18 protein-coding genes are annotated in these 23,612 nt (G+C 61.4%); 13 read left to right on the top strand and 5 right to left on the bottom strand.

The genetic code is table 11. The features are described 5' to 3' along the window. Nucleotides 1–392: 392 nt before the first annotated feature. On the top strand, nt 393–1,733 hold the full coding sequence (locus tag AC07VF_RS11590; protein WP_495008486.1) for an MATE family efflux transporter: 1,341 nt from the start codon (nt 393–395) through the stop codon (nt 1,731–1,733). Here the strand turns inward: AC07VF_RS11590 and AC07VF_RS11585 are convergent. The 5 genes from AC07VF_RS11585 to AC07VF_RS11565 all read right to left on the bottom strand — a co-directional run bounded on the left by AC07VF_RS11585 (nt 1,723) and on the right by AC07VF_RS11565 (nt 6,987). Beyond that, nucleotides 1,723–2,616, bottom strand: a complete 894-nt coding sequence (locus AC07VF_RS11585) for an alpha/beta hydrolase (protein ID WP_495008487.1) — start codon at nt 2,614–2,616, stop codon at nt 1,723–1,725. The genes AC07VF_RS11590 and AC07VF_RS11585 overlap by 11 nt on opposite strands. Before the next feature lie 90 nt (nt 2,617–2,706). Then, nucleotides 2,707–4,620, bottom strand: a complete 1,914-nt coding sequence (gene speA, locus AC07VF_RS11580; RefSeq protein WP_074890462.1) for an arginine decarboxylase — start codon at nt 4,618–4,620, stop codon at nt 2,707–2,709. A 182-nt stretch (nt 4,621–4,802) separates the two neighbouring features. Continuing rightward, the gene (locus AC07VF_RS11575) at nt 4,803–5,174 is read right to left on the bottom strand and encodes a translation initiation factor Sui1 (RefSeq protein ID WP_495008488.1); all 372 of its coding nucleotides are present in this window, start codon (nt 5,172–5,174) and stop codon (nt 4,803–4,805) included. A 163-nt stretch (nt 5,175–5,337) separates the two neighbouring features. After that, nucleotides 5,338–5,883, bottom strand: coding sequence for an NUDIX hydrolase (locus AC07VF_RS11570; protein WP_192173429.1), 546 nt, complete (start codon nt 5,881–5,883; stop codon nt 5,338–5,340). Nucleotides 5,884–5,886: 3 nt separating this feature from the next. Beyond that, on the bottom strand, nt 5,887–6,987 hold the full coding sequence (locus AC07VF_RS11565) for a DUF2333 family protein (RefSeq protein ID WP_192173430.1): 1,101 nt from the start codon (nt 6,985–6,987) through the stop codon (nt 5,887–5,889). Nucleotides 6,988–7,335: 348 nt separating this feature from the next. On the opposite strand from AC07VF_RS11565, the gene AC07VF_RS11560 reads away from it, so the two are divergent. The 12 genes from AC07VF_RS11560 (at nt 7,336) to AC07VF_RS11505 (ending at nt 23,577) form a co-directional block, all read left to right on the top strand. Then, complete coding sequence (locus AC07VF_RS11560; protein ID WP_495008489.1) at nt 7,336–9,000, top strand: GGDEF domain-containing response regulator; 1,665 nt, start codon at nt 7,336–7,338, stop codon at nt 8,998–9,000. A gap of 127 nt (nt 9,001–9,127) precedes the next feature. After that, nucleotides 9,128–10,924, top strand: coding sequence for a protein-disulfide reductase DsbD (locus AC07VF_RS11555; protein WP_495008490.1), 1,797 nt, complete (start codon nt 9,128–9,130; stop codon nt 10,922–10,924). A gap of 152 nt (nt 10,925–11,076) precedes the next feature. Beyond that, nucleotides 11,077–11,529, top strand: a complete 453-nt coding sequence (gene aroQ, locus AC07VF_RS11550) for a type II 3-dehydroquinate dehydratase (protein WP_192173433.1) — start codon at nt 11,077–11,079, stop codon at nt 11,527–11,529. 80 nt (nt 11,530–11,609) lie between these two features. Then, a complete protein-coding gene (accB, locus tag AC07VF_RS11545) occupies nt 11,610–12,062 on the top strand; it encodes an acetyl-CoA carboxylase biotin carboxyl carrier protein (protein ID WP_346626798.1) in 453 nt (150 codons plus the stop codon). A gap of 17 nt (nt 12,063–12,079) precedes the next feature. Further along, nucleotides 12,080–13,429: an acetyl-CoA carboxylase biotin carboxylase subunit gene (gene accC / locus AC07VF_RS11540; protein ID WP_192173435.1), complete on the top strand. Its 1,350-nt coding sequence runs from the start codon at nt 12,080–12,082 to the stop codon at nt 13,427–13,429. Nucleotides 13,430–13,604: 175 nt separating this feature from the next. Continuing rightward, complete coding sequence (gene prmA, locus AC07VF_RS11535; RefSeq protein WP_192173436.1) at nt 13,605–14,483, top strand: 50S ribosomal protein L11 methyltransferase; 879 nt, start codon at nt 13,605–13,607, stop codon at nt 14,481–14,483. 55 nt (nt 14,484–14,538) lie between these two features. Next, a complete protein-coding gene (locus tag AC07VF_RS11530; protein WP_495008491.1) occupies nt 14,539–15,915 on the top strand; it encodes a DUF3426 domain-containing protein in 1,377 nt (458 codons plus the stop codon). Between the two features lie 277 nt (nt 15,916–16,192). Beyond that, the gene (dusB, locus tag AC07VF_RS11525) at nt 16,193–17,206 is read left to right on the top strand and encodes a tRNA dihydrouridine synthase DusB (protein ID WP_122533752.1); all 1,014 of its coding nucleotides are present in this window, start codon (nt 16,193–16,195) and stop codon (nt 17,204–17,206) included. Beyond that, on the top strand, nt 17,203–17,523 hold the full coding sequence (gene fis / locus AC07VF_RS11520) for a DNA-binding transcriptional regulator Fis (RefSeq protein ID WP_007907419.1): 321 nt from the start codon (nt 17,203–17,205) through the stop codon (nt 17,521–17,523). Before dusB ends, fis begins: the two co-directional genes overlap by 4 nt. 78 nt (nt 17,524–17,601) lie before the next feature. Beyond that, a complete protein-coding gene (gene purH / locus AC07VF_RS11515) occupies nt 17,602–19,209 on the top strand; it encodes a bifunctional phosphoribosylaminoimidazolecarboxamide formyltransferase/IMP cyclohydrolase (protein ID WP_346629294.1) in 1,608 nt (535 codons plus the stop codon). Nucleotides 19,210–19,392: 183 nt separating this feature from the next. Further along, nucleotides 19,393–20,688, top strand: coding sequence for a phosphoribosylamine--glycine ligase (purD, locus tag AC07VF_RS11510; RefSeq protein ID WP_282370780.1), 1,296 nt, complete (start codon nt 19,393–19,395; stop codon nt 20,686–20,688). A 93-nt stretch (nt 20,689–20,781) separates the two neighbouring features. Beyond that, complete coding sequence (locus tag AC07VF_RS11505) at nt 20,782–23,577, top strand: hybrid sensor histidine kinase/response regulator (protein ID WP_346626804.1); 2,796 nt, start codon at nt 20,782–20,784, stop codon at nt 23,575–23,577. Nucleotides 23,578–23,612: the final 35 nt, after the last annotated feature.

Genomic DNA, 23,612 nt, shown 5'->3' with positions numbered 1-23,612 from the left:
AAGGTGCGGCGGATGTGCCGACGCTTTCGTGAGCAAGCTCACTCCCACCTAATCGAGGGCAACTCGGAATCCAGGCAGTGCCGCTAAAAGATGTGAGTGAGCTTGCTGGACCCAGAATCCAGGCCACTCCGCTCAACCGGTGGGAGCGAGCTTGCTCGCGAAGGCATTTTCATTACAGATGAAGACGCGGCGGATGTACCAACCTCTTCGTGAGCAAGCTCACTCCCACATGATCGAGGCAACTCGGAATCCAGGCAGTGCCGCTAAAAGGTGTTAGTGAGCTTGCTGGACCCAGAATCCAGGGCGCGCCCCAAGACGGGTGCACGGGAATGCAGAAGTCCTGCATTCACGCGTCGTCATCGCTACACTCGCGCGCTTGCCCGGGAGTCTTCATGTCCAACTTCTTCAACGACTGGCGTCAGCGCGCGACGCATCGACAGGTGTGGGCGCTAGCCGCACCGATGATCCTGTCGAATATCTCCGTGCCGCTGGTTTCGCTGGTGGACAGCACGGTGATCGGTCACCTGCCCCACGCTCACCAGCTCGGCGCTGTGGCGGTCGGCGGCACGCTGTACAGCTTTCTCGCGTGGGCGATGGGTTTTCTGCGCATGGGCACGACCGGTTTCGCTGCCCAGGCCGCCGGCCGCAACGATGGAGCGGCGCTGCGCCAGGTGCTGTTGCAGGGCTTGCTGCTGGCGATGGGGTTCTCTGTGCTGCTGGGGCTGATCGGCTTGCCGTTCCAGCACCTGGCGCTGGAAATGATGCAGCCCTCGGACGATCTCAACGAGCTGACCCGCAACTTCTTCCATACCCGCCTGTTCGGCTTACCCGCCGCGCTGGCCAGTTACGCGCTGGTGGGCTGGTTCCTCGGGCTGCAAAACGCCCGAGCGCCGCTGGCGATTCTGCTGACCACCAACCTGGTCAACATCGCGCTGAACCTGTGGTTCGTCATGGGCCTGGACTGGGGCGTGGTCGGCAGTGCGCGTGCGTCGGTCATCGCCGAATGGACCGGCGCACTGCTTGGCCTCGCCCTCACCCACAGAGGTTTGCGCGCATACCCGGGACAGCTGGCAGTGTCCGCACTCAAGCGCTGGCAGAGCTGGCGACCACTGCTCACGGTCAACCGCGACATCTTCATTCGCAGCCTGATCCTGCAATCGGTGTTCTTCCTGATCACGGTGCAAGGCGCTCGACTGGGCGACGCCACCGTTGCGGCCAACGCGCTGCTGCTTAATGGGCTGTTGCTGATGGCCCACGCGCTGGACGGACTGGCCCACGCCGTCGAAGCCCTCTGCGGACACGCCATCGGCGCGCGGGACCGCGGGGCGTTGCGGCGCTCGTTGAATGTCTCGGGAGGCTGGTCGCTGATTTGCAGCGTCGCGTTTGTGGCGCTGTTTCTGCTGGGCGGGCACCTGTTCATCGAAATGCAGACCGACATCACCGCAGTGCGCGACATCGCCTTCGTCTATCTGCCCTATCTCGCCGTGCTGCCCTTTGTCGCGGTCTGGAGTTACTTGCTCGACGGCCTTTTCATCGGCGCCACCCGCGCCCGCGAGATGCGCAACGCCATGGTCGTCACGGCCTTGATCACCGCACCGTTTGCCTGGCTGGCAAGCGGATTAGGCAACCACGGTCTGTGGCTGGCGTTTTTGCTGTTCATGGCATTAAGGGCGCTGACGCTGGGGTATCTGGCGTTGAAGCTCAACCGCAGCGGCGCTTGGTTCAACGGCTGACCGAGACGCTCGACACCGGCGCCTGATCCTGTGCGTGGATAAAGGCTGCGACCTCCTCCAGCACCGGCGCCAGGCTGCGTAACGGGCGGGCAAATGCACCCACCAGCGTGCGGTGACTGGTGCGAGAGAAATACACCTCCCGCACTGACACGCCTTGAGCGCGCAAACGACTGGCCATGCCCCCCGTGTTGCGTTGCGGGTTCACTTCCGTGTCATCGGAGGAAGCGATCAGCAACGCCGGCGGTGACGCTGCGTTGACATGATTGATCGGCTGCGAGTCGGGCGGCGAATCCGGGAAGTAAAACACCGGCTTTACTTCCGGGTCGTCGATGGGCAGAAAATCATAGGGTCCGGCCAGACCGATCCAGCCCTTGATGATGGAAGGCGTCGTACCCGCTGCCGCCAGCCATTTTGGGTCCAGAGCGAGCATCGCGGCGTTGTAGGCCCCGGCACTGTGGCCCATCACATACAACTTCCCCGGATCACCGCCGTACTGACGAATGTGCGCGTGGGTCCAGCCCACCGCTTGGGCGCTGTCCTGCAGCAGTTCCTGGTAATGCACTTGCGGGTACAACCGGTAATCGGCAAGCACCGCAACGATGCCCCGGGACGCGAGCGCCTCACCGACGAAGGCGTAGTCACCCCGCGATCCGCTGATCCAGCTGCCGCCATAGAAAAACACGACGACGGGCGCGTCCGGCGCTGCATCTTTGGGCGTGTAGATGTCGAGTTTGTTGCGCGGGTCCGGGCCGTACGCCAAGTCAGACGTTCTGCTGAACGTGCTACTCGGGGTAAACGCGTTGAGCACCTTCAACGGCGAGCAGGCCATCAACAAGGTCATCAACCAGGCGGCGAACACCGCTTTGAGCGCCAGCTTGATCATCGTTCATGCTCCCGAAACAGTGAAGGACGCCTGACTGTGCAGACAACGAAAACGGGCCACAAGGGCCCGTTTTTGGGAGTCGCTACCTCATTACGACGACAGGTAGGACGACCGCGTCAGGCCTAGACGCAAGGCATCCAGAAACTGGGTGCGCTCGCGCGGGGTGATCTTGGCGCTGGCGACTTTGTCCCGGTAATGGGTCATCAGTTCTTCCGGCGACAAGTGCACGTAACGCAGCATGTCTTCGATGGTGTCGTGGGTTTCGATCCCGGCCGAATACGCGCTGCCATCCTGGTTCTGGTAGATGTTCACCGAATCGGTGTCACCGAACAGGTTGTGCATGTCCCCGAGAATTTCCTGATACGCGCCGACCAGGAACACGCCCAGCAAGTAGTCCTCACCCTCGTTCAATGAGTGCACCGGCAGGCTGGTCTCGATGCTCTGCTCGTCGACGTACTGGTTGATCTTGCCGTCGGAGTCGCAGGTCAGGTCTTGCAGCACGGCGCGACGCAGTGGCTCTTCGTCCAGACGATGCAGCGGAATGATCGGCAGCACCTGATCGATCGCCCAGGTGTCCGGCAGGCTCTGGAACACCGAGAAGTTGCAGATGTACTTGTCGGCCAGCTTGTCGTTGAGTTCGTCGAGCACCTGACGATGGGAACGCTGGCGGGCTTTCAGCGAGTTGTGCAAACGACGGCACACCGCGAAATAGCACTGCTCGCCCAAAGCCTTCTGCGCCAGGGTGATCTTGCCGTCGGAGTACTGCGACGCGATGTCACTCATGTAGTGCGTGGCGCGCCAGTAGGTCTCGGTGACCATTTCGATGTCGGTCGGGCCGAGCAGATCGATCAACCACTGCAGGGTTTCCGGCAGGCTTTCCTTGTCGGTGATTTCAGGCACTTCGTCGTTGTGACGCTCGACGTCGGTGACCTGGATCACCAGCATGGCGTGGTGCGCGGTCAGCGAGCGGCCGCTTTCCGAGAAAATATGCGGATGCGGCAGGCCCTGCGCGTCGCAGAATTCCTTGAGCATCCCGACCACGACACCGGCGTAATCGTCCATGTCGTAGTTGATCGAGCTGGCGTTGCGCGAGTGCGTGCCGTCGTAGTCGACACCCAGACCGCCGCCCACGTCGATGTGGTCCACCGGCAGGCCGAGGTTGCGCAGCTCGCCGTAGTAACGAATCGCTTCCTTGAAACCGTGCTGGTAGTCCGCCAGGTTGGCGATCTGCGAGCCCATGTGAAAGTGCAGCAGACGAATGCCCTGATCGAGGCCGGCCTTGGTGAAGCGGTCGACGACCGACAGCAACTGCGCGGCGGACAGCCCGAACTTGGACTTTTCGCCACCGGTGTCGGCCCACTTGCTCGACGCCAGGGACGACAGGCGCACACGCAGACCTACTTGCGGCGCGACCTTCAGCTCGGCGGCTTCTTCGATGACCAGTTCGACTTCGGACTCTTTCTCGATGACGATAAAGACGTTGTGGCCCAGCTTCTGACCCATCAAGGCCAGACGAATGAACTCGCGGTCCTTGTAGCCGTTGCAGACGATGGTGCCGCCCTTCGGCGCCAAGGCCAGCACGGCCATCAGCTCAGGCTTGGAGCCGGCTTCGAGGCCGATGGACACGTTTTGCGTGGCGATGATGTTTTCCACCACCGCTTCCTGCTGGTTGACCTTGATCGGGTACAGCGCGGTGTACTTGCTCTGGTATTCCAGGCGGGCGATGTTCTCGTCGAACGCACCAGTCAACTGACGCACGCGGTCCTGCAGAATGTCAGGGAAACGCACCAGCAGTGGCAGGGACAAGCCGCTCTTGCGCAGCTGATCGACCTGCTCGTAAAGATCGATGGGCGAGCTGGTCGGCCCGTTGGGGCGAACTTCAACGCGACCGGCTTCGTTGATTGCGAAATAACCGGCCCCCCAATGACGGATCCCGTAGACACTGCGGCTGTCTGCCACGGTCCATTGGCTGCCATCGTCTTTGCGTGTGCGTCGTACGGACATCAAAGTCCCCTATAGAAAAGTCATAAAGCCCCGGCCTGATCGGCTGGGCGCAGTGTAGAGCGTGGAAATGACGGTTTGGCGCCTGCTCGCTGTGGGGCAATAGACCCGCATTGCGCAGCAGAGTTTGCATGGATGAATGCGGCCAGACCGACGACTAAATCAACGGGCTCGAAACAGACGGCTCAACCGCCCGACTTCTTCGCCTTGAAACCCTGCTTGACCAACTCGGCCAACAGCGTTTCGACGTGGTCACCCTGGATCTCGATCACGCCATCCTTCAGCGCGCCGCCGGTTCCACACCGTTGCTTGAGGGTCTTTGCCAGGTCCTTGAGCGCGTCTTCGGCCAGCGGAACGCCGGTGATGGTCGTGACAGTCTTGCCGCCCCGGCCTTTGCTTTCGCGGCGCACGCGGGCGATACCATCACCTTCCGGGATGAGCGTGCTTTTGCAGGTACAGGCGTCGACGGGCTGACGGCAGCCGGGACAATGCCGACCGGCGTTGGTTGAAAATACCAGGCCACCGAGGGCGGCGAAGGATGCGGCTTTTTTGGCCACCGGCAATCCTCTTGTTGAGGAGCGAAGTCTGGCCGGCGGGAACCGACCGCGAAGCCCCACTCAGGCAGGGGCAGCGCTACCGGATCGAAAGAACGGTCCGGCGTGAAAAGTCGCGCAGTGTAACGGCAAAAGGCGCCGATGCTAAGAGCAAATATGCGCCAATTTACGGGACTTTTGCGACGCCTTCCAAATAGCGCCTGAAGGCGGCCAGCGAGTCCGGGCAGTAAGGCTTTTCGGTGGTTTCGCGCAGCACCTGATCAATGCTGAGAAAGCGCGCTTCCAGCACTTCTTCCGGCTGCAGTTTCAGCGGTCCGTCCCAGACTGCAGAGAACACCGCGCACCACAGTCGGTTATCCGGCTGATCGAAGAAGAAACGTTCGTGAGGGGTAAGCGGCACGCCAGAGACGCCCAACTCTTCCTCCAGCTCGCGCGCTGCCGAAAGCTCGTAGCTTTCATCGGCCTGTACCATGCCGCCCGCCGCCACATCCCAATACCCGGGATAGATCGCCTTGCTCAGCGTGCGTCGATGCACACACAGCTCACCGGCCGAGTTGAACAGAAGGATATAGGTGCCGCGTCCGATGAGACCGCGCTCACGCAGCTCTGCCCGGGGCAGCGCGCCAAGGGATTGATCGTGACGATCAACCCAGGCAATCAGCTCGGCGTCGGAGGCCGCACGGTGGGCGGCCTCTTGATCGGAAACGCTCATCGATCAGCCTTGGGACAGCAACTGGCGCAGGTCAATCACCGCCGCGTTGGCACGGGACAGGTAGTTGGCCATGACCAGCGAGTGGTTGGCGAAGATACCGAAAGGGCTGCCGTTGAGGATCATCGGGCTCCAGATCGGCTCTTGCGAGGCTTCCAGTTCACGAATGATCTGACGCACGCTGACGGTTGCATTCTTCTTCGCCAGCACATCGGCGAAGTCGACTTCGATCGCACGCAGCAGGTGCGACAGCGCCCAAGCCTGACCGCGTGCTTCATAGAAGACGTTGTCGATCTGCATCCATGGGGTTTCAACGATTTCTTCGTCAACCTGCGGCACTTCGCCCGGTTTGACCGTGACCGTGGACTGCGCCTCGGTTTTCAGGGTGCTGTTCAGCTTGACCCGACCGACGCTGGCGGACAGTCGCTGGGACAGAGAGCCCAGTCGCGTACCCACGTCGCCCAACCAGTTATTCAGGTTGTCGGCGCGGGTGTAAAAAAGCGCGCCCTTTTGATTGGGGTCAGACAGGCGCGCCTGGTAGCGGCTCAACGCAGCGATGCCGTCGCGGTATTGAGACTCGCTCGAAGGCAGCACCCAGCTTTTATTGTCGAAGTTGAACAGTGGCTCGGCGCGCGCCAGATCGCCGTCTTCGGCGGACTGCGACTGCGAGCGGGCGAAGTCCTTGCGCAGTGCGCGGCTCAGGTCGCGCACCTGGACCAGCACGCCGTACTCCCAGCTCGGCATGTTGTCCATCCACAGGCCGGGCGGCGAACGATCGTTGGAAATGTAACCGCCCGGCTTATCCAGCAAAGTGGACGCGACGGTCTTCAGGGTTTCGACGGTGGTGTAGCCCAACACCATCTGCTTGCCTTCACTTTGTGCGGCGGCCTGGGCTTGCTGCTGGACCGGAAACAGTGGCGGTTCGCTGCTCCACCAGATGCCGAGCACCACGGTGACCACCAGATAAATACCCACCACGGCCCCGACGGCACGACTGAACAACAGGCCGCCCCAATACCCCCGAGAACCCCGAGGCGCCTTGCCCATCGGCTTTTCGTCAACGCGTTCAGTTCCCGCGCTGCCCGAGCGCTTCTTCCAATCCAGCATGGCCTTGTCCTTTCAATCACGGAATTCAGTGCTTCTGACCGCAACCTTACAGCAAGGTGCGTTTGGCAGGAATGTAGTGGCAGGTGCAATTGTTTAGCAGCTGAGTCGAGCGCGTCCCCGGCCAAAGGCACCTTATCCATTCTCCTATCCCGCTATCCGCAGCTACGCTTCCTGCCTTGAACTGAACCAACTGGTTCGAACACTCAAATGGGTTTAAAGATAGAAATTTGACGGATAAAACCGTCAAAAATGACGAGAAAATGACTTGCGGCAATCCTGATCCGGAGAAGTAGTGCTAGCATAGCGCCAGCATTTATATCGGGGTTTCCCCTGTAAAGAAGTCAGCACATGACCGAAGCAGAAGATCCGAGCCGCGACCGGCTCAAACACCACTTTGCCCAACGCGTTATCCATCAGGCCCGTCAGATTCTTGAGGTGTGGCAACGCCTGCAGCAAAGTGAATGGTCGGCAACGGACATGGCTGAACTCAGCGAGGCCAACCAGCGCCTGCTGCGTTTCGCCGAACGCTTCGAGCAGGCCGAGCACGTGCAACTGGCGACCGCGATCAACCTGGCGTTGCTTGACGTCGAGGCCAACCGAGGCCGTTTGAGCAGCGCCTTGATCACCGACCTCAATCGCCTGATGCAACGCCTGTCCCGAACCGGCCTCCGGCACGGCGACCGCCTTGAGCAAACCGCCCTGCCGCCCCTGCGCAAGCCGATCTATATAGTGCTTCAGGATCACGAACGCGGCGAACGTCTGGCCAAGCAGCTGGAGTTCTTCGGCCTGAGCGCGCAGTCACTCGCAAACGTCGACTCCTTCCACATGACCATGGCCGAGCGCTTGCCCGCCGCCGTCGTCATGGATGTCGACTTCGGCGCCCCGGGCCAGGGCCTGAAGCTCGCCACTCAAATGCAGGAAGGACTGGAGCAAAAACTGCCGCTGCTGTTTTTCAGCCATCACGAGACGGACACCCCCACACGCCTTGCGGCCGTGCGCGCCGGAGGGGAAGAATTTCTGACCGGCACGCTTGAGGCCTCCAGCCTGCTGGAGAAGATCGAAATCCTGACCCGGGTCGCGCAGTACGAACCGTACAAGGTCCTGATCATCGATGATTCGCGCGCCCAGGCCACACACACCGAGCGCTTGCTCAACGGCGCCGGAATTGTCACCCGGACCCTGTTCGACCCGATCAAGACCATGGCTGAACTGGCCGAATTTCAGCCTGACCTGATCATTCTCGACATGTACATGCCCGGCTGCACTGGCACCGAGCTGGCCAAGGTGATCCGCCACAATGACCGCTACGTCAGCGTGCCGATCATCTACCTCTCGGCTGAGGACGATCTGGATAAACAGCTGGATGCGATGAGCGAAGGCGGCGACGATTTTCTTACCAAACCCATCAAGCCCCGCCACCTGATCACCACCGTGCGCAATCGCGCGGCGCGGGCGCGCAACCTAAAAGCGCGCATGGTCCGCGACAGCCTGACCGGCCTGTACAACCACACGCACATCCTGCAATTGCTCGAAGATTGCAGCTTCCGCTCGCGGCGGGAGAACAAGCCGCTGAGCTTCGCCATGCTGGACATCGACCACTTCAAGAAGGTCAACGACAGCCACGGCCATCCCATGGGCGACCGTGTGATCAAGAGCCTGGCGCTGTTCCTCAAGCAACGCCTGCGCAAGACCGATTACATCGGTCGCTATGGCGGTGAGGAGTTCGCGGTGGTCATGCCGGACACAGATCTGGCAGCCGCCCACGGCGTGCTCGACGAAATCCGCCAGCGCTTCGCCGAAATCCACTACCCCGCGCAGCCCGTTGATCTGTTCTGCACGTTCAGCGCCGGGGTGGTGGAAATCGCCGAGGACGACGATGCGCTGATGATGGCCTCGCAAGCAGACGAAGCGCTGTACCGCGCAAAAAAGGCTGGCCGCAATCAGGTGCATGGGCTCGAGGAGCGCGTTGCAGTGTCGCCCTTGAGCAAACACACCCAGCCGGACACTGTTTGACCACTGCGTCTTGACCGCTGTTTCCTACATCATTTTCAGACCGAAGCAGACCGAAGAACTCAAGCCCTCCCTGCACGCCCGCAGCCACTCCGCTATCATGCGCGGACTTCTGTGATGCGAGACCGCCATGCGCCGCCTGCTTTGTCTGCTACTGCTGATCTGTGCCCTCCCCGCTGTCGGCGCGAGCTTTCTGGAGAACAGATCGAGCCCCACACTGGGCAGCGCAGCAGTCGACAACAGCAAGGACTTCCTGCCGGTTCGCCAGGCGTTCCAGCTGAACCTGAGCGACACCACCGCTGACTCCATCAAGTTGCAGTTTGTCGCCACCGAAGGCTACTACCTGTATCGCCATCGCTTTCAATTTCGCACCGAGCCCGCCGACATCGGCCTCGGCGCCGCGCAACTGCCAGACGGCGAAAAGAAACACGACGAGTACTTTGGCGACGTCGAGGTCTATCACGGCATTCTCGACGTCAACTTGCCGCGCAACGCCGGGGACGACCGCCCTTTCACGCTAGTCGTCACCTATCAGGGATGCGCGGACAAAGGGCTCTGCTATCCGCCGGAAACCGAGCGCCTGAGCATCGGCGGCAGCGCGAGCTCTTCTGCCGACGCATCTGCTGCGGCGCCATCAGGCAATGAGCAACCGGTACGCTCCTTCAGCTGGAAACAACTGGCGCTGTTTTTCCTCGCCGGCGTCGGGCTGACCTTTACGCCGTGCGTATTGCCCATGCTGCCGATCCTCTCAGGCGTGGTCCTGCGGGGGCAGATCGGCGGGCTACGCGGTTTCTCTTTGTCCCTGGCCTACGTGCTGCCGATGGCGGTCTGCTTCGCCATCCTCGGCGCACTGATGGGCATGTTTGGCGCCAGTCTCAACCTGCAAGCACGCCTGCAGTCGGCATGGGTCCTCGTGCCGTTCGCCGGGTTCTTTGCGCTCTTCGCTATCGCCATGTTCGGCGCGTTCGAGCTGCGCCTGCCCCGCGCGCTCAATGACCGGCTGGACCGCATCGCAGGCAATACCCAGGGCGGATCCTTGTGGGGAGCAGCGGTTCTGGGCGTGGTTTCAAGCCTGCTGGTCTCGCCTTGTGTCTCGGCACCATTGGCCGGCGCACTGCTTTATATAAGCGCGAGCGGCGATGCGCTGGGCGGAGCTTTGAAGCTGTTCGCTTTGGGCCTGGGCATGGGCGCTCCACTGGTGATGGTGGCGACGGGTGGCGCGGCGTGGCTGCCGAAAAGCGGGCCATGGCTGGTTGCGGTCAAGAACGCCATCGGCGTGCTGTTGTTGGCCCTGGCCATCGGTTTGCTGAGCCGGGTGATTCCGGGGCAAGCCACGTTGCTGTTGATCGGGCTGCTAGGAGCCGGCGTTGCGGTCTTTCTGGGTGCGCTGGAGCTGGGCGAAAAGACCACCCGAGGCCGCATCGCCCAATTGCTGGGTCTGTTCCTGCTGGTGTACGCCCTCGCGTGCTGGTACGGCGCGCTGAGTGGTCAGACTGACCCGATGCGCCCGCTGGGTCAGGCTCAAGTCATTGCGAGCGGGGCCCAGCCAAAGTCCGACAGCCGCTGGCAGACGGTGACCCAAGCGAGTGAACTGGACCGAATTCTTGCGGAGTCCAAAAGCGCAGGTCAGCCGGTCCTGGTCGACTGGTACGCGGACTGGTGCATCAGCTGCAAGGTCATCGAGCACGAAGTTCTGCCGGCCCCGAAAATTGCCAGTGAGCTAGGCGCTTTCAGGCTGGTCCGTTTCGACATGACCGACAGTAACGCCGAGCAACGCGCCTTGCTGGATCGCTACAAACTGTTTGGCCCTCCAGCGCTGCTGTTTTTCGGAAAAAACGGCAACGAGCTGGAAAACGTGCGTGTCGTCGGCGAAATCGACGTCGAAGCCTTCGCAGAGCGCCTTTCTAGAGCAAATGACCAAATTTAGCGTCATGGTCACAAACTTCGCGCGAACATCGGGCATCGTGCTGAATATTGTGGGTAACTGGACAGTCCATCGTACTTTCCGGCATAGTCGCTGCCCATCAGCGGCTCACTCTGTGCGTGAGCGTCGAAAACGCGAACAACAAGGAACACTCGATGGCGACTTTTCTGGTTCTTCACGGACCTAACCTGAACCTGCTGGGAACCCGTGAACCGGGGATCTATGGCTCGGTCACGTTGGCCGATATCAACCAGGATCTGGAACAGCGTGCGCGCGAAGCCGGTCACCACCTGATGTACCTGCAGAGCAACGCTGAATACGAGCTGATCGATCGCATCCACGCTGCGCGCGATGAAGGCGTGGACTTCATCCTGATCAATCCGGCTGCTTTTACGCACACAAGCGTTGCGATACGTGACGCGTTGCTGGGAGTGAGCATCCCATTCATCGAAGTGCACCTGTCGAACGTGCACAAGCGCGAACCTTTCCGCCATCACTCCTACTTTTCAGATGTTGCTGTAGGCGTGATCTGCGGCCTTGGCGCCAGCGGTTACCGACTGGCCCTGGAGGCCGCCCTGGAACAATTGGCCAAGAGTTCGAAAGCGTGAACGGCACAGTCCCGCACTGAGCCAGACCGCCGGAACCGGCTACCAAATCCCCCTGACCGTCCCTTGGGAGTTGATGATTAATGGATATCCGTAAAGTCAAGAAACTGATCGAATTGCTGGAAGAGTCCGGCATCGACGAATTGGAAATCCGTGAAGGCGAAGAATCCGTACGGATCAGCCGTCACAGCAAGACTCCAGCACAGCAGTACTACGCGCCTGCTCCGGTTGCCGCTCCGGCACCTGCCCCGGTTGCAGCGCCAGTGGCCGCCGCGGAAGCACCTTCTGCTCCGAAGCTCAACGGCACCGTCGTCAAATCTCCAATGGTCGGCACCTTCTACCGCACCCCGGCGCCTGGCTCGCCAGCGTTCGTTGAAGTCGGCAAGACCGTCAAGAAAGGCGACACCATCTGCATCGTTGAAGCGATGAAAATGATGAACCACATCGAAGCTGAAGTCAGCGGCACGATCGAATCCATCCTGGTAGAAAACGGTCAGCCGGTTGAGTATGACCAGCCGCTGTTCACCATCGTTTGAACCGGGGAGAGCCTGCGATGTTGGAAAAAGTCCTGATCGCCAACCGCGGCGAAATCGCCTTGCGCATCTTGCGTGCCTGTAAAGAACTGGGCATCAAGACCGTCGCGGTCCATTCCACGGCAGACCGTGAGCTGATGCACCTTGGCCTGGCAGACGAAACCGTCTGTATCGGCCCGGCGCCAGCCAACCTGTCGTACCTGAACATTCCGGCCATTATTTCGGCAGCTGAGCTGACTGGCGCCACGGCGATTCACCCGGGCTACGGTTTCCTCGCGGAAAACGCAGACTTTGCCGAACAGGTCGAGAAATCCGGCTTCGCGTTCATCGGCCCGAAAGCCGAAACCATTCGCCTGATGGGTGACAAGGTTTCCGCCAAAGACGCCATGAAGCTTGCCAAGGTGCCAACCGTTCCCGGTTCCGACGGCCCGTTGCCGGAAGACGAAGAAACCGCGCTGCGCATCGGCCGTGAAGTCGGCTATCCAGTGATCATCAAAGCCGCTGGCGGCGGCGGCGGTCGCGGCATGCGCGTGGTGCACAAGGAAGAAGACCTGATCGAAGCGGCCAAGCAGACCCGTGCTGAAGCGGCTGCCTGGTTCAGCAACCCGATGGTCTACCTGGAAAAATACCTGACCAACCCACGTCACGTGGAAGTTCAGGTGATTTCCGACGGTCAGGGCCACGCGATCCACCTGGGCGATCGCGACTGCTCTCTGCAGCGCCGTCACCAGAAGGTCCTGGAAGAAGCGCCGGCGCCCTTCATCGACGAACAAGCCCGCAAGGACGTGTTCGCGGCCTGTGTCAAAGCGTGCATCGACATCGGCTACCGTGGCGCTGGCACGTTCGAGTTCCTGTACGAGAACGGCCGCTTCTACTTCATCGAAATGAACACCCGTGTTCAGGTAGAGCACCCGGTATCGGAAATGGTCACAGGTATCGACATCGTCAAGGAGATGCTCAGCATCGCCGCCGGCAACAAGCTGTCGTACACCCAGGATGACGTGGTCATCACCGGGCATGCGCTGGAATGCCGGATCAACGCTGAAGACCCGAAAACCTTCGTTCCGAGTCCGGGCCTGGTCAAGCATTTCCACGCGCCGGGCGGCAACGGCGTGCGTGTGGATTCGCACCTGTACAGCGGCTACAAGGTTCCGTCCAACTACGACTCACTGATCGGCAAGCTGATCACCTGGGGCGCCACTCGCGATGAAGCCATGGCGCGCATGCGTAACGCCCTGGATGAAATCGTGGTCGACGGCATCAAGACCAACATCCCGCTGCACCGTGATCTGACCCGCGATGAAGGCTTCTGCGAAGGCGGCGTCAACATTCACTACCTGGAACACAAGCTGGCCGCTGACAAGCATTGATCCGCCAGTAAGTGCGACAGACCAACAAAGCCGCTCTCGAGCGGCTTTGTTGGTTTTCGCAGGACCGGCATCGCTGCGACACCCGCTTTGTTGTTTCCCCGCGAACCCCGTAAACTTGCCGGTCTTTCGTGGCCGTCGGCCCCCTTTCAATTTTCCAACTCGAAGGTCACCCGCCATGCCTTGGCTGCAAGTCCGTCTCGCCATTAGCCCAGAACAAGCCGAAACCTACGAAGACGCGCTGCTCGAAGTCGGCGCCGTATCGGTGACGTTCATGGACGCTGAAGACCAGCCGATCTTCGAGCCAGAGCTGAACACCACGCCGCTGTGGTCGCACACGCACCTGCTGGCGCTGTTCGAAGCCGACACCGATGCCGATCACGTGCTCGCTCACCTGAGATTGCTCACCGACGCCGAGCTGCCGGAACACACCCATGAAGTGATCGAAGATCAGGATTGGGAACGCAGCTGGATGGACAACTTCAACCCGATGCGCTTCGGCCAGCGGTTGTGGATCGTGCCGAGCTGGCACGCCGCGCCGGAACCCGACGCAGTCAATCTGTTGCTCGACCCGGGCCTGGCGTTCGGCACGGGCACCCACCCGACCACTGCGCTGTGCCTTGAGTGGCTCGACGGTCAGGACCTCGCCGGCTGTAATGTGCTGGATTTCGGCTGCGGTTCCGGCATTCTCGCCATCGCCGCGTTGCTGTTGGGCGCCGAACAGGCGGTCGGCACCGACATCGACGTCCAGGCCCTCGAAGCCTCGCGCGACAATGCCGGCCGCAACAACGTCCCGGCCGAGAAATTTCCGTTGTACTTGCCTGAAGACCTGCCCCAGGTGCAGGCCGACGTGTTGGTCGCCAATATCCTCGCCGGCCCGCTGGTTTCTCTGGCGCCGCAGTTGGCGAGCCTGGTCAAGCCCGGCGGCCGTCTGGCGCTGTCCGGCATCCTTGCCGAGCAAGGCGATGAAGTCGCTGCCGCCTACGCCGACACCTTCGAGCTGGACCCGATTGCCAACCGCGAAGGCTGGGTACGGATCACCGGTCGTCGCCGCTGACAGCCAGTTGCCCTAAGATCCAACCATCAGGCGCTCTTTAACCCCGGATACCCGCATGACCGACAGCTTCGTCACTCAGTGCCCGCATTGCCAGACCAGTTTCCGCGTCAGTCACGCTCAGTTGAGCGTGGCCCGAGGCATGGTGCGCTGTGGCTCATGCCTGCAGGTGTTCAACGCCGCAAAGCAGCTGCTGGAACAACGCGGCGGGACACCCCCGGAAGCGCCGCTGACTTCAGTGCCAAATACTGAATCCGTTGAGAAAAAACCGGAAATTCTCGCGTCGCAGTCACTCGTTGTCACCCAGCCAGCGCCACTGCCGGTCAAGCGTGAAGAGCGTGAAGTCGATCTGGACAGCCTGGACCTGGACGATCTCGACGTGGAACTGGCCCGTCTCGAACAGCGCGAGATTCAGCTGCCCGAGTCCTTCGGTCGTGTCAGCAAGGCGCTCGATCACGACGAAGTCGAGTCCTTCAGCGCAAGGCGTGACGAGCCTGACGTCGCGCAGGAGTCGTGGGCCCACGGCATGAGTGACGACGATGTCGACCGGCTCCCCGAACTGCGCGCCGAAGTGCTTGAGGAACGCGAAGAGCATACCGACCACACGATAGACGAAGGCCCGCTGGACGAGCCGATCAACCCGCACGACCGTCATCGCACCGAGCCGTCATTCTCGCTGACCCCGGACGACCTGGACGACGAATCGGCTCGCCCCCACTCGCTCCAGCCTCAAGGCGAACCCGATGATCAGCCGTCGGAACGCTTCTCCGCCCTCGACACCCATGACGATCAGGATCGCCTCAGCGCCCGTCACGATGATGAAGACGACGAGGCCCCGCTCGCTGCTGCCGGCGGCAAGCGCGGCGGGCGCAATGAACCGGGTCTGCGGGACAGGGCGCTGCTCGATCTGACGGATGATCCGCTGCAGTTGTCCTGGCAAAAACCCAAACCGCGCTGGGGTCGGCGCCTGCTGTGGATGCTGTTGATCCTGATTGCGTTGGGCGCGCTGGCCGGGCAATACGTTGCCTACCACTTCGAAGAACTCGCGCGGCAGGATCAGTACCGCCCCCTCTTCCAGGATCTGTGCCCGACACTCGGCTGCAAGGTCCCGTCCAAGGTCGATATCAAACTGCTCAAGAGCAGCAACCTTGTCGTGCGCAGCCACCCCGAATTCCAGGGTGCGCTGGTGGTTGACGCGATCATCTACAACCGCGCGTCCTTTTCCCAGCCGTTCCCGCTGCTCGAACTACGCTTTGCCGATGCGACCGGTCAGTTGATCGCCAGTCGTCGATTCAAACCGGGCGAGTACCTGAGCGGCGAGCTGGCGGGCAAGGACGAGATGCCGCCGCAGACGCCGATTCATATCGCACTGGACATTCTCGATCCGGGCCCCAAGGCGGCGAACTACAGCCTGAGCTTCCGTTCGCCGGAGTAAAACACCGCCCGTTGCGGGTTTGTCCGCACCGAAATGCAGCACCCTGCGCGGGACGGGATGCCCGAAATCCGACGACACTTTTATGACAATACCGGCCTAAACCTAACCGTTCGCGATAAGAACGGAGCTGTTCAGATTTTATCCAATTCAGCCTTTATCCAGTCATCGAGAGCGGGTATCATGCCCACCCTTTTTCATACTCTGGGTCCCGTCTGAATTGGCGCTGAAGCACTTTTCGGACCAGACCTCGTGATTCGGCCCCACAACAGGTCACCCTATGTCGGCGGTACGCATCGGCCCTTACACATTGCAAAACGGCTTGATTCTCGCCCCGATGGCGGGTGTCACCGACCAGCCCTTCCGACAACTCTGTCGCCAGCTCGGCGCAGGCCTGGTGGTTTCGGAAATGGTCACCAGCGACATGAGCCTCTGGAACAGCCGCAAGTCGCGGTTGCGCATGATTCACGAAGGCGATCCCGAGCCACGCTCGGTACAGATCGCTGGCGGGGACCCGCAGATGCTTGCGGATGCAGCACGCGCCAACGTCGAACTCGGCGCGCAGATCATCGACATCAACATGGGTTGCCCGGCAAAAAAGGTCTGCAACAAGGCCGCTGGCTCGGCGCTGTTGAAAGATGAACAGTTAGTGACCGAAATCCTGCACGCGGTGGTCGCGGCAGTCGAGGTACCGGTCACGCTGAAGATTCGCACCGGCTGGGACCGGGCGAACAAGAACGGTCTGACCGTCGCCAGAATCGCCGAGCAAGCCGGCATTCAGGCACTGGCGGTACACGGGAGAACCCGTGCCGATCTCTACACCGGTGAAGCCGAGTACGACACCATCGCCGCCATCAAGCAGGCGGTGTCCATCCCGGTGTTTGCCAACGGCGACATCGATTCACCGGAAAAGGCCCGCTACGTCCTCGACGCTACCGGCGCTGACGGGCTGTTGATTGGCCGGGCCGCCCAGGGGCGCCCATGGATTTTTCGCGAGATAGAACACTACCTGCAGACCGGGGAAAAACTTCCGGGCCTGCCCGTCGGTGAAGTGGAACGCATTCTGCTAGAGCATCTGGCTGCGCTTCACACGTTCTATGGCGACGTGATGGGCGTGCGAATCGCCCGCAAACACGTCGGCTGGTACCTCGCAACGTTGCCGGGCGCCCGGGAGTTTCGCGCCCTTTTCAACCGTTTGGACGATACAGAAGCACAGTGCGCCAACGTTCGGGAGTTCTTTTCCCAGCGCGATAAATCCCGCCCGGCAGGGAACGAAGAAGAGGTGGCCGCATGACGATGATGACTGAGACTTTAGTGAGTGGAACAACACCCGTGAGCGACAACGTCAATTTGAAACAACACCTCAATACGCCGAGCGAAGAGGGTCAGACCCTGCGCGGAAGCGTCGAGAAGGCGTTGCACAACTACTTCGCTCATCTGGAAGGTGCGGCCGTCACTGATGTCTACAACCTGGTGCTCTCGGAAGTCGAGGCGCCGTTGCTCGAGTGCGTGATGAACTACGTGAAGGGCAACCAGACCAAGGCCTCCGAGCTGCTGGGGCTGAACCGCGGCACCCTGCGCAAGAAACTCAAGCAGTACGACCTGCTGTAAGCATCCGAAAAACAAGCGACCTCACTTCAATGCGGTCGTTTTTTTTGCAAAATTCTTTTGCTTTTGATGGAAGTTGAGATGACCGACCAGACGACCCGCCTGCCGATCCGCCGCGCCTTGATCAGCGTATCCGACAAGACCGGCATCCTTGAATTCGCGCGTGAACTCGAAGCCCTCGGTGTCGAGATCCTCTCCACTGGCGGTACGTTCAAGCTGCTCAAGGACAACGGCGTTGCCGCAGTAGAAGTCGCCGATTACACCGGCTTCGCTGAAATGATGGACGGCCGGGTCAAGACGCTGCACCCGAAAATCCACGGCGGCATCCTCGGCCGTCGCGGCATCGACGACGCCATCATGAGCGAACACGGCATCAAGCCGATCGACCTGGTCGCCGTGAATCTCTATCCGTTCGAAGCCACGGTTTCCAAGCCGGGCTGCGACCTGCCTACGGCCATCGAGAACATCGATATCGGCGGCCCGACCATGGTTCGCTCCGCCGCTAAAAACCACAAAGACGTCGCCATCGTCGTCAACGCCAGCGATTACACGAACGTGCTGGAAAGCCTCAAGTCCGGTGGCCTGACTTACGCGCAGCGCTTCGATCTGATGCTCAAGGCTTTCGAGCACACCGCGGCCTACGACGGCATGATCGCCAACTACCTGGGCAGCGTTGACCAGTCCGCTGAAACCCTGAGCACCGAAGGCCGCAGCGAATTCCCGCGCACCTTCAACACTCAGTTCGTCAAGGCGCAGGAAATGCGCTACGGCGAGAACCCGCACCAGAGCGCGGCGTTCTACGTTGAAGCCAAGCCCGCCGAAGTGGGCATCGCCACCGCGACCCAGCTGCAAGGCAAAGAGCTTTCCTACAACAACGTCGCCGATACCGACGCGGCGCTTGAGTGCGTGAAGAGCTTCGTCAAACCCGCGTGCGTGATCGTCAAGCACGCCAACCCGTGCGGCGTTGCAGTCAGCCCGGATGCCGAAGGCGGGATTCGTCAGGCCTACGAACTGGCCTATGCCACCGACAGCGAATCGGCGTTCGGCGGCATCATCGCCTTCAACCGTGAACTGGATGCCGACACGGCCAAGGCCATCGTCGAGCGTCAGTTCGTCGAAGTGATCATCGCCCCGAGCGTCAGCGCCGAAGCCCAGGCCATCATCGCCAGCAAAGCCAACGTGCGCCTGTTGACCAGCGGCCAGTGGGACGCCGAGCGCGCGCCGGCCTGGGATTACAAGCGCGTCAACGGTGGACTGCTGGTGCAGAGCCGCGACATCGGCATGATCGGCGCCGACGACCTGAAAGTGGTCACCCAGCGCGCGCCGACCGAGCAGGAAGTCCACGACCTGATCTTCGCCTGGAAAGTCGCCAAGTACGTGAAGTCCAACGCCATTGTCTACGCCAAGAACCGCCAGACCATCGGCGTCGGCGCAGGCCAGATGAGCCGCGTGAATTCCGCGCGCATCGCGGCGATCAAGGCCGAACACGCCGGTTTGCAGGTGCAGGGCGCTGTCATGGCTTCCGATGCGTTCTTCCCGTTCCGCGACGGCATCGACAATGCGGCCAAGGTTGGCATCACCGCAGTGATCCAGCCAGGCGGCTCGATGCGCGACGCCGAGGTGATTGCGGCAGCGGACGAAGCAGGCATCGCGATGGTATTCACCGGCATGCGCCATTTCCGTCACTGATACGGTTTACGCTGTTGGCTTTTGTAGGACCGGCTTTAGCCGGGAAGGCGGCATGACTGACCCGACAGATGTGTCGGATGTACTGTCCTCTTCCCGGCTAAAGCCGGTCCCACAGTCTGCGTTCGGCGTTCCACACTGTTTGCCTTCGGATTTTTACGCGTTGTCGTTATTGAGGTTTTGGAAATGAATGTTTTGATCATCGGCAGCGGTGGCCGTGAACACGCTCTGGCCTGGAAGGTCGCGCAGGACGCTCGTGTCGAGAAAGTCTTCGTCGCACCGGGCAATGCGGGTACTGCCACTGAAGCCAAGTGCGAAAACGTTGCCATCGACGTATTGGCGCTTGAGCAACTCGCCGACTTCGCCGAGAAGAACGTCGCGCTGACCATCGTCGGCCCGGAAGTGCCGCTGGTGGCCGGTGTTGTCGACCTGTTCCGCGCCCGTGGCCTGAACTGCTTCGGCCCGACCAAGGGCGCCGCGCAGCTGGAAGGCTCCAAGGCCTTCACCAAGGATTTCCTGGCGCGCCACGCTATTCCCTCCGCCGATTACCAGAACTTCACCGAGATCGAACCGGCACTGGCGTACCTGCAAGAGAAAGGCGCACCGATCGTCATCAAGGCTGACGGCCTGGCAGCGGGCAAAGGCGTAATCGTCGCGATGACCCTTGCGGAAGCAGAAGACGCCGTGCGTGACATGCTGGCCGGTAATGCCTTCGGCGACGCAGGTTCACGCGTGGTGATCGAGGAATTCCTCGATGGCGAAGAAGCTAGCTTCATCGTCATGGTCGACGGCAAGAACGTGCTGCCCATGGCCACCAGCCAGGACCACAAACGCGTCGGCGACGGCGACAGCGGCCCGAACACAGGTGGCATGGGCGCATATTCCCCGGCCCCTGTGGTCACCGCCGAGGTTCACCAGCGCGTGATGGATCAGGTCATATGGCCGACCGTCAGGGGCATGGCTGCCGAGGGCAACATTTACACCGGTTTCCTCTATGCTGGTCTGATGATCGACAAGGTGGGCAATCCGAAAGTCATCGAGTTCAACTGCCGCTTTGGTGATCCTGAAACCCAGCCGGTCATGCTGCGTCTGCAGTCGAGCCTGGTATCGCTGGTCGAAGCCGCTCTGGCGCAAACGCTGGATACAGTGGATGCTCAGTGGGATCCGCGTCCGAGTCTGGGAATCGTATTGGCAGCAGGCGGTTACCCGGCCGATTACGCCAAGGGCGACGAGATTCACGGGCTGGACGCTGCGGCGGCGTTGCCGGGCAAAGTGTTCCACGCTGGCACCGCGTTGCAGGATGGCCGTATCGTGACCTCCGGCGGTCGCGTGCTGTGTGCGACGGCCCTGGGCGACACCGTTGGCGATGCGCAGAAACAAGCGTACGAACTGGCGGCAAAGATTGACTGGAACGGTTGTTTCTACCGCAAGGACATTGGCTACCGCGCCATTGCCCGGGAACGCGGCGAAGATCTGGCGTGAGCCTCGGCCCGATCAGCGACTCCTCGTGGAGTCGCTGATCGTTCATCCGGTGCCCCAGAGTTAAACAGGCTTCATTCACGAAGGGATTTCGCCGTGCGCTGGCTCAGGATTGCCACTCGTTTGACCGTCACATTGCTGACCCTGCTCTGTATATCCTCCGCCGCCGCCGAGGTCAGTGCAGGCTGGTCAACCCTTGTCGACGACCAGGCGAACCTGAACCTCAGCGACGTCCGCTCCCCCCACTACGAATCCCAGTTCAGCCCGGTCGAACTCGATCAAGTGCGCGCGACCAGCCGCGACGCCGCATTGTGGCTGCACTACCGCCTGCCCCCGACCACCCATGAGCAACTGGTGCGGATCTTCGCGCCCGACCTGGCGACGGTCGACATGTACGTGCTCGACGGCGACAGCCTGATCGATCATTCGCGCTCCGGTAACCGGGTGCCGCGCGGAGCCCAACCCCTGCCGTCACTGGACTTCCTGCTGCCGGTGCCCCAGAGCGACAAGCCCCTCGACCTGTATTTGCGCCTCAAATCCGAACAGGAACTGCGCCCGAACATCACTCTGCAGTCCGCCGTCACCAGTGCCGCAGACGAGCGCCGCCCCCTGCTGCTCGGCCTGTTCTTCGGTTCGCTGGCCATGCTGATCGTGCAGAACCTCACGCGCTTCGCCCAGTCCCGCTCGGTCAGTAGCTTGTGGCTGGCAGCCTGCGAGGCGTTTCTGGGGCTGAGCGCCTTACTGCTGCTCAACCTTCAGGCGCCATGGCTGCCGCGCTGGCATCTGGCGCAGACGCCGAGCGCTCACCTGGCTCTGCTGCTCGCCGCCGCGACAGGCCTGATGTACACGTACTGTTTCTTCATTCAGCGCGGGGTCGAGATGCTCAACCGGCTGCTGATGGGCGTGCTGCTGGTGGTCGGCTTTGGCGCGCTGCTGGTGCTGTTCGTTGAAACGCTGCCACTGAACATCATGACGTTCCTGCTGGTGGCATTGACCACGGTCAGCATCACCCTGGTGTCGATCTACCACCTGCAGAAGGGTTACTCCCCTGCCCGACCGTTTGTGATCGCCATGATCGCGTTCAATCTCGGCAACCTCGTGGTGCTGCCGGCCATGCTCTGGCTGACAAGCTTTCCCGCGCAGACGCTGATCATCGGGGTATTGGCGGTGTTCTGCCTGTGCGGCCTGCTGATGAGCATCGCCCTCAGCGAGCGTCATCGCAGCATCACCGAAGACAATTTCAGCATCAGCCGCGAACTGGCCGCCAGCACGGCAGAAATCAACGCCAAGGCCGAGTTTCTGGCGAAGATCAGTCACGAGATTCGCACCCCCATGAACGGCGTGCTGGGGATGACCGAGTTGCTGCTGGGCACGCCGCTGTCGGTCAAACAGCGCGATTACGTGCAGACCATTCACAGCGCCGGCAACGAACTGCTCACCCTGATCAACGAAATCCTCGACATCACCAAACTGGAGTCAGGGCAGATCGAGCTGGATGACGTGCAGTTCGACCTCAACGCGATGATCGAGGACTGCCTGAGTATCTTCCGCGCCAAGGCCGAGCAGCAAAGCGTCGAGCTGATCAGCTTCATTCAGCCCCAGGTGCCGCGCGTCATCAGCGGTGACCCGACACGCCTGCGGCAGACGCTGCTCAGTCTGCTGGAGAACGCCTTAAAAAAGACCGACGAGGGCGAGATCCTGTTGGTCGTCGCCCTCGACTCCCGCGGCGGCAAGCCACGGCTGCGCATCGCGGTGCAGGACAGCGGCACGCCGCTGACGGCCAAGGAACGCGACGCACTGCTGCACGCCGAGCTGCATAGCAAGAACTTCCTGGCTGCCAGCAAGGTCGGCGGTCATCTGGGGCTGGTCATTGCCCGACAGCTGATCCTGTTGATGAACGGTGAGTTCGGCATCCAGAGCGGCACCAATCAGGGCAGCACGCTGTGGCTGAGTCTGCCCCTTGATGCAGAACGACTGGAGCAGCCGCCCGCTGATCTGGACAGCCCGCTCAAAGGTGCGCGGGTTCTGGTCGTCGATGACAACGACACCTGCCGCAAGGTACTGGTCCAGCAGTGCAGCGCGTGGGGGCTGAACGTCAGCGCCGTGCCATCGGGCAAGGAAGCACTGGCGCTGCTGCGCACCAAGGCTCACCTGCGCGACTACTTCGATATCGTCTTGCTCGATCAGAACATGCCCGGCATGACCGGCATGCAACTGGCCGCCAAGATCAAGGAAGACCCGAGCCTGAACCACGACATTCTGTTGATCATGCTCACGGGTATCAGCAACGCGCCGAGCAAGGTCATCGCGCGCAATGCCGGGGTCAAACGCATCCTCGCCAAACCGGTCGCCGGGTACACGCTGAAGACCACGCTGGCGGACGAGCTCAATCAGCGCAACAAAGGTAACGTGCCCTTCCCTGCGGTGCCGGGGCTGATCAGCGACATCGATGTGCCCAGCGATTTCCGCATTCTGGTCGCCGAAGACAACAGCATTTCCACCAAGGTCATTCGCGGCATGCTCGGCAAGCTCAACCTGCAGCCGGACACCGCCAGCAATGGCGAAGAGGCGCTGCTGGCGATGAAGACCCAGCGCTATGACCTGGTGCTGATGGATTGCGAAATGCCGATCCTTGACGGGTTCTCGGCCACACAGCAGTTCCGCGCCTGGGAAACCGGCAACCAGCGTATTCGCACCCCTGTGGTGGCGTTGACCGCGCACATCCTCGCGGAGCACAAGGATCGCGCGCGCCAGTCCGGGATGGACGGCCACATGTCCAAACCGGTGGAGCTGTCGCAGTTACGCGAGCTGGTCGAATACTGGGTGGAACAGCGTGCCCGGGATGAGGCGACGCGCGCCACCCGTGGCGAAGACCGCTACGAGCAAAACTGACCGCCAAGTGTCCGTGACGGGCTGATAGACTTGGC

The sequence above is a fragment of the Pseudomonas sp. GW821-FHT02H06 genome (assembly GCF_059421525.1).
Note: the sequence above shows the minus strand (reverse complement) of the source record. Positions and strands in the feature narration are given on the sequence as shown.

What these genes read in the sequence shown, in the direction of transcription:
- accB (WP_346626798.1), top strand. Translation starts at nt 11,610, where the DNA reads ATGGATATCCGTAAAGTCAAGAAACTGATCGAATTGCTGGAAGAGTCC.
- AC07VF_RS11560 (WP_495008489.1), top strand. Translation starts at nt 7,336, where the DNA reads ATGACCGAAGCAGAAGATCCGAGCCGCGACCGGCTCAAACACCACTTT.
- AC07VF_RS11530 (WP_495008491.1), top strand. Translation starts at nt 14,539, where the DNA reads ATGACCGACAGCTTCGTCACTCAGTGCCCGCATTGCCAGACCAGTTTC.
- AC07VF_RS11590 (WP_495008486.1), top strand. Translation starts at nt 393, where the DNA reads ATGTCCAACTTCTTCAACGACTGGCGTCAGCGCGCGACGCATCGACAG.
- dusB (WP_122533752.1), top strand. Translation starts at nt 16,193, where the DNA reads ATGTCGGCGGTACGCATCGGCCCTTACACATTGCAAAACGGCTTGATT.
- AC07VF_RS11585 (WP_495008487.1), bottom strand. Translation starts at nt 2,616, where the DNA reads ATGATCAAGCTGGCGCTCAAAGCGGTGTTCGCCGCCTGGTTGATGACC.
- purD (WP_282370780.1), top strand. Translation starts at nt 19,393, where the DNA reads ATGAATGTTTTGATCATCGGCAGCGGTGGCCGTGAACACGCTCTGGCC.
- speA (WP_074890462.1), bottom strand. Translation starts at nt 4,620, where the DNA reads ATGTCCGTACGACGCACACGCAAAGACGATGGCAGCCAATGGACCGTG.
- purH (WP_346629294.1), top strand. Translation starts at nt 17,602, where the DNA reads ATGACCGACCAGACGACCCGCCTGCCGATCCGCCGCGCCTTGATCAGC.
- fis (WP_007907419.1), top strand. Translation starts at nt 17,203, where the DNA reads ATGACGATGATGACTGAGACTTTAGTGAGTGGAACAACACCCGTGAGC.
- AC07VF_RS11570 (WP_192173429.1), bottom strand. Translation starts at nt 5,883, where the DNA reads ATGAGCGTTTCCGATCAAGAGGCCGCCCACCGTGCGGCCTCCGACGCC.
- accC (WP_192173435.1), top strand. Translation starts at nt 12,080, where the DNA reads ATGTTGGAAAAAGTCCTGATCGCCAACCGCGGCGAAATCGCCTTGCGC.
- AC07VF_RS11555 (WP_495008490.1), top strand. Translation starts at nt 9,128, where the DNA reads ATGCGCCGCCTGCTTTGTCTGCTACTGCTGATCTGTGCCCTCCCCGCT.
- AC07VF_RS11565 (WP_192173430.1), bottom strand. Translation starts at nt 6,987, where the DNA reads ATGCTGGATTGGAAGAAGCGCTCGGGCAGCGCGGGAACTGAACGCGTT.
- aroQ (WP_192173433.1), top strand. Translation starts at nt 11,077, where the DNA reads ATGGCGACTTTTCTGGTTCTTCACGGACCTAACCTGAACCTGCTGGGA.
- prmA (WP_192173436.1), top strand. Translation starts at nt 13,605, where the DNA reads ATGCCTTGGCTGCAAGTCCGTCTCGCCATTAGCCCAGAACAAGCCGAA.